Below are 5,441 nucleotides of genomic sequence, written 5' to 3'. Positions count from 1 at the left end.
GTTTATTTAAAAGAAGCTAAAAAACCTTTCGCAAAGTTTATAGGTTGTCAAGCAGAAGATTTCTTTTTTACTCCAAATCCAACTTTTGCAATTAATACGGTAATGCGAAGTTTGAAATTACAACCAGGTGACGAAATTCTCTCTACCAATCACGAATATGGTGCGATGGATAGAACTTGGAATTTCTATTGCAAAAAATCGGGTGCAAAATATATTCGTCAAGAGATTTCACTTCCAATAGTTTCTAAAGAACAAATGATAGAAGAATTCTGGAAAGGTTACACCAAAAACACTAAGGTTATTTTCTTAAATCAAATGTCGAGTTCTACTGCTTTGATTTTTCCTGTGAAAGAAATTTGCGATAAAGCGCAAGAATTAGGATTGATTACCATAGTTGACGGCGCACATGTTCCTGGTCATATAGATTTGAACATTCAAGAATTGAATCCCGATTTTTATACTGGAACATTACATAAATGGATGTTGGCTCCAAAAGGAAGCTCATTTTTGTATGTTAAAAAAGAATTTCAATCAGAAATTGATCCTTTGGTTGTTAGTTGGGGTTATGAAAGTTTGGCTCCAAGTGACAGTCAGTTTTTAGATTATCACGAATATCAAGGTACGAACGATCACTCGGCATTTCTTTGTACACCGAAAGTAATTTCGTTTTTGGAGGAAAATAACTGGAAAGAAAAGTCTAAAGCATGTAAAAAACTTGTTTTGGAAAACTATCAACGCTTTTGCGATTTGGTAAATACAAAACCAATTTGTCCAATTACTGAAGAATTTCTAGGTCAAATGGCGAGTATTCCTATTCGAACTAAAAATCCGGCTGCTTTGAAAGAGTTATTGTATACTAAATATAAAATTCAGATTCCGGTGATGCCGTTGAATGGAGCAACTTATATTCGCTATTCGATTAATGTTTATAATAGTGTTGAAGATCTTGATGTGCTTTACCAAGCGATTACTGATATTATTAAAACTACAGATTTGATTGAAGTTAACTGATAGTTTAGCCCAGATAGCAATGGAAATCCTTTAATTTTTTTCTTTAAAAAATTAAAGATTGCAACGGATAGCTGGAAATAGCTTCTAAAAAAGACGCGCCAAATAATCAAAATGATCGCCTTCTTGAATGAGTTCACATTGCAAACCATTAGCATGAGCCGCATTTTGCAAAGTGTTGTAATCTAAATACAACCACGGAAAAGCTTCTTCGGTTTGGTTTTTATAGGAAATTGTGAAAGTGAGTTCGCCGTAATAGCCTTCGCCAGGAATCCATTTGGAACCGTCTTCGTCTTCGTCAAACATGTAAATGATATCGGAAGAATCTATAAGGATTTGGCCATTTGGCGCAAGCAAACTTTTTAGTTTTGATAAATAATTGGAGGTTTGTTGAAGTGTTCCAAATATTCCGGTTCCGTTCATTAATAAAAGAATGGTATCGTATCTGTCATTCTGATGAAGATCAGAATCTAAATCTAAAATGTTTTGAACTTTGGCATTTTTCAATCCACGAAGTTGACAAGCCTCAACAGCATTTGCAGAAATATCTATAGAAGTTACATCAAAATTATTTTCTTGAAGGTACAAACTATGGCTTCCGGCGCCGCAACCAACGTCTAGAATTTTACCTTTTGAAAGTTGTAATGCCTTTTGCTCGAGCTTTGGCATTGCATTGTACGACCGAAAAAGATAGTTAACATCCATGTCATCGGCTTCTGAAATGTTGGTTTCTGTGCTGATAGCTTCTGGAGAATTGTTGGTTTGAAAATCTAGAATGGCTTTTCCGAATAAATCTTTCATAAAAAGTTTAAAAGTTTAGAGGTTTATGAGTTTAAAAGTTATGTAAATTTGCATCAGAAATAAAAAAAATGCTAAAGCCAAATTTAAACGAACTCGGGAAACTTGCCAAAGATAAGCATATCGAAAACAAAAAGTATTTTGATAAGCTAAAAAAGAAAACGCCCAAAAATTTAGATTATGTAATGCAAGATTTACATGATGCCGAGTTTAAAAAAACCGATTGTTTAAGTTGTGCCAATTGCTGTAAAACAACTGGACCACTTTTTACATTGGCCGATATTGAGCGAATTTCGAAGCATTTGAAGCAAAAGCCACAGCAATTTATAGATCAGTACTTACGAATTGATGAAGATAAGGATTATGTTTTGCAAAGTGTTCCGTGTAATTTTCTAGATTCGGATAATACTTGTTTTATATATGATGTGCGTCCGAAAGCGTGTCGAGAATTTCCGCATACGGATAGAAAGAAGTTCAATCAAATTACCGATTTGACTTTGAAGAATGTTGCAATTTGTCCAGCAGCATATAATATTGTAGAAAAAATGAAGGAGAAAATAGTTTTGTGATATGAAATCGCCATTAAAATAAGTTTGCGAAAGCAAACACTAATAATTGAAAAGCGATTCTATATGTTACCGATAAAAAATAAAATTTAAACATATGAAAATATTTAAATCAAAAATAGATTGGTGGTTTGGATTGATTTTGGTTTATCCAATTTTCCTTAGTATAACAGCTCTACTTGAAGGTAAATGGATTGGTTTGTTAGGATTAGGTGGTGTTATAGGATTCATTTTGATTCTCTCCAAGACAACTCAATACATTATAAATGAAAATCAATTACTAGTTAAAAGCACTTGGATTGTAAACGAAAGAATTGATATTTCCAAAATCACAAAAATAGAAAAGTCAAATAGCATCTTGAGTTCACCAGCACTTTCACTGGATAGACTGCTGGTACGCTATAATAAATACGATGAGATTTTAATTTCTCCAAAAGAAAAAGAGGAATTTATAGACGAATTACTAAAAGTAAATCCTGCTATTGAAATCAAGAATTAAGGATAAATCAAATACTTTTTTCTCATTAGTTTAAAGTCATTCAAATCTTTTTCCCACGATTTTCTGATATCTTTTTCAGAAACTCCTGTTTCAATTTGCTGTTGCAATTTTTTGGTTCCAGCCAATTTTGTAAAAAACGAATTAAAAAATTTCGATTTATCCGATGTGGCGTTGTAGGCTTTAATCAACCATTTCAGTTCAAGTTGACTTACTTTTGGTAAAGCCGATAAATCTTCGCCAAAACATAACAGGTTTTTATGCATAGGATCTTTAGCACCAAAATTAGGAACTGGTGTAAAACTAAAACCATTTTTTGGTAAATAAGGCGAACCGTAAATTTGAAATTGTTTTTCTGTTCCTCGACCCGAACTCACATTTGTTCCTTCAAACAAGCAAATGCTTGCATAAAGATTTATAGCTTGATCGTTTGGTAAATTTGGAGATGGTTTTACTAGCAAACTATAACTCATTTCACGAGAATAGTTTAAGCATGAAACAACTTTTAGATTGCATTGGATTCCGTTTTTAAGCCATTTTTCACCATTTATCATTTTGGCATATTCACCAATTGTCATTCCGTGAAGTGTTGGAATTGGATGCATACCTACAAAACTCGTAAATTCTTTTTCAAGTAATGGTCCGTCAACAATATTTCCGTTCGGATTTGGTCTGTCCAATACAATAAGTTCAATATTGTTTTCCGCACAAGCTTCCATTATATAATGTAGCGATGATATATAAGTGTAAAATCGTGCTCCAACATCTTGTAAGTCAAAAACCAAAACATCAATTCCAGCCAATTGTTCAGCTTTAGGTTTTTTGTTGTCACCATAAAGTGAAATTATTGGTAATCCAGTTTTAGTGTCTTTACCATCTTTTATAAGTTCACCGGCATCAGCTGTTCCACGAAAGCCGTGTTCTGGAGCAAAGATTTTCTTCAAATCTATTTTCTGTTCCAATAAGTAATCAACTAAATGAGTTTTATTAGTTAGAATTCCAGTCTGATTGGTCACAATTCCAACTTTCTTGCTTTTTAACAAGGGTAAATACGCATCATGATTATCTGCACCTGTTTTAATCTCTTTAGATTTTTCACTAGTAGTAGAAATTTCATCAACTTTTACCGTACTACTTTTTTCATGTCCCTTTTGAGCGCCACAAGAAACTATTAGTAAAAGAAAGAATAAAACTGTATTTTTGAAAATTAAATTTGATACCATAAATCTTGAAATTAGAATATTTTATAGCAAAACGACTCATTACTGCTAAAGACCATAAAAGTAGTATTTCTGCACCAATAATAAAAATTGCGATTACAGCAATTGCACTAGGAATTATCATGATGATAGTATCTGTAGCAACTGGTATTGGACTACAACAAAAAATACGCCAAAAAGTTGCTGCCTTCAACGGACACATATTAATATCGAACTTTAATGGAAATGAATCCGATGTTAGCACAGAACCAATTTCTATTCGACAAAAGTTCTATCCTAAGTTTAAAAACATAGAAGGAATAAATCACGTTCAAGCCGTTGCAAATAAAGCCGGAATTATTAGAACCGAAACAGCTTTCGAACCTATACTATATAAAGGAGTAGGAAAAGATTACAAATGGGATAATATAAAGGAGTATTTAATAGAAGGTAAAATTCCAAGTTTTCCATCTCAAGTAAGTAATGAAGTAGTCATTTCACAATATCTAGCTAATCGTCTGTATTTAAAATTGGGAGATTCTTTCAATACATTCTTCATGAAAGAAGGTGAAAACAAATTACCCAACAGTCGCAGATTCAAAATTGTCGGAATCTACAACTCCGGTTTTCAAGAATTCGACGCCGCATATATATTAGGAGATATCCGTCACATCCAAAAATTAAATAAATGGAACGAAGACGAAATCGGTTCATTCGAAATCTTCGTAGACGATTTTACCAAAATTCAAGAAAAAGGCGATGAGGTTTATGCCGAAACTTCTTCTACACTAAACACGCAAACCATCGTTGACAAATATTACTACATATTCGATTGGCTAAAACTATTCGATTTCAATATCATCGTCATATTAATAGTAATGATTATCGTCTCCACAATTAATATGGTAGTAGCATTACTAGTTTTAATTCTAGAAAGAACCCAAATGATCGGAATTCTAAAATCAATGGGAGCCAATAACTGGACCATCCGAAAAATATTCCTCTACAATGCATCCTATTTAATCCTACGAGGATTACTTTTCGGTAATATAATAGGTGTCGGATTACTATTAATCCAAAAACATTTCGAAATAATCAAACTCAATCCCGAAAGTTATTACGTAAACGTAGCTCCAGTCGATATAAATATATGGTTCATTCTAGCATTAAATCTAGGAACAATTGCAATTTGTTTACTTGTTTTACTAATACCATCCTATATAATTACAAAAATTTCACCATCCAAAGTCATTCGTTTCGATTAAGGAGCGAAAGGTTCGGGCATTTTCTGCAATCCATTTTCCCGCTTTCGCTACAATAAAAGCCGTTTTTTCTTAAAAACGGCTTTTATTTTCACTACAATCGGGGCTATTT

General features: G+C 32.9%; 6 protein-coding genes. 4 read left to right on the top strand and 2 right to left on the bottom strand.

Annotated features, from left to right (window positions below; all coding sequences use genetic code 11):
• The coding region (locus DIU01_RS07390; protein ID WP_290833030.1) for an aminotransferase class V-fold PLP-dependent enzyme at nt 1-1,011 on the top strand (1,011 nt) is incomplete at its 5' end.
• Nucleotides 1,012-1,095: 84 nt separating this feature from the next.
• On the opposite strand, the gene DIU01_RS07385 is transcribed toward DIU01_RS07390, so the two are convergent.
• Nucleotides 1,096-1,809, bottom strand: coding sequence for a methyltransferase domain-containing protein (locus DIU01_RS07385; protein ID WP_290833028.1), 714 nt, complete (start codon nt 1,807-1,809; stop codon nt 1,096-1,098).
• Between the two features lie 68 nt (nt 1,810-1,877).
• Here DIU01_RS07385 and DIU01_RS07380 point away from each other — a divergent pair, with 68 nt between their 5' ends.
• Together DIU01_RS07380 and DIU01_RS07375 are read left to right on the top strand one after the other, a co-directional pair.
• On the top strand, nt 1,878-2,375 hold the full coding sequence (locus DIU01_RS07380) for a YkgJ family cysteine cluster protein (RefSeq protein ID WP_290833026.1): 498 nt from the start codon (nt 1,878-1,880) through the stop codon (nt 2,373-2,375).
• Between the two features lie 94 nt (nt 2,376-2,469).
• The gene (locus DIU01_RS07375) at nt 2,470-2,871 is read left to right on the top strand and encodes a PH domain-containing protein (RefSeq protein WP_290833024.1); all 402 of its coding nucleotides are present in this window, start codon (nt 2,470-2,472) and stop codon (nt 2,869-2,871) included.
• Here DIU01_RS07375 and DIU01_RS07370 read toward each other — a convergent pair.
• On the bottom strand, nt 2,868-4,091 hold the full coding sequence (locus tag DIU01_RS07370; RefSeq protein WP_290833022.1) for a DUF1343 domain-containing protein: 1,224 nt from the start codon (nt 4,089-4,091) through the stop codon (nt 2,868-2,870). The genes DIU01_RS07375 and DIU01_RS07370 overlap by 4 nt on opposite strands.
• 5 nt (nt 4,092-4,096) lie before the next feature.
• Between DIU01_RS07370 and DIU01_RS07365 the strand changes: the two genes are divergently transcribed.
• Nucleotides 4,097-5,332, top strand: coding sequence for an FtsX-like permease family protein (locus tag DIU01_RS07365; protein ID WP_290833020.1), 1,236 nt, complete (start codon nt 4,097-4,099; stop codon nt 5,330-5,332).
• The last annotated feature ends 109 nt before the right edge of the window (nt 5,333-5,441 follow it).

The organism is Flavobacterium sp. (assembly GCF_003525665.1).
In the GTDB taxonomy this organism is placed as follows: Bacteria; Bacteroidota; Bacteroidia; order Flavobacteriales; family Flavobacteriaceae; genus Flavobacterium.
Note: the sequence above shows the minus strand (reverse complement) of the source record. Positions and strands in the feature narration are given on the sequence as shown.

Bases quoted from the DNA above. Each gene is read 5' to 3' on its own strand.
- DIU01_RS07385 (WP_290833028.1), bottom strand. From the start codon at position 1,809: ATGAAAGATTTATTCGGAAAAGCCATTCTAGATTTTCAAACCAACAAT.
- DIU01_RS07380 (WP_290833026.1), top strand. From the start codon at position 1,878: ATGCTAAAGCCAAATTTAAACGAACTCGGGAAACTTGCCAAAGATAAG.
- DIU01_RS07375 (WP_290833024.1), top strand. From the start codon at position 2,470: ATGAAAATATTTAAATCAAAAATAGATTGGTGGTTTGGATTGATTTTG.
- DIU01_RS07370 (WP_290833022.1), bottom strand. From the start codon at position 4,091: ATGGTATCAAATTTAATTTTCAAAAATACAGTTTTATTCTTTCTTTTA.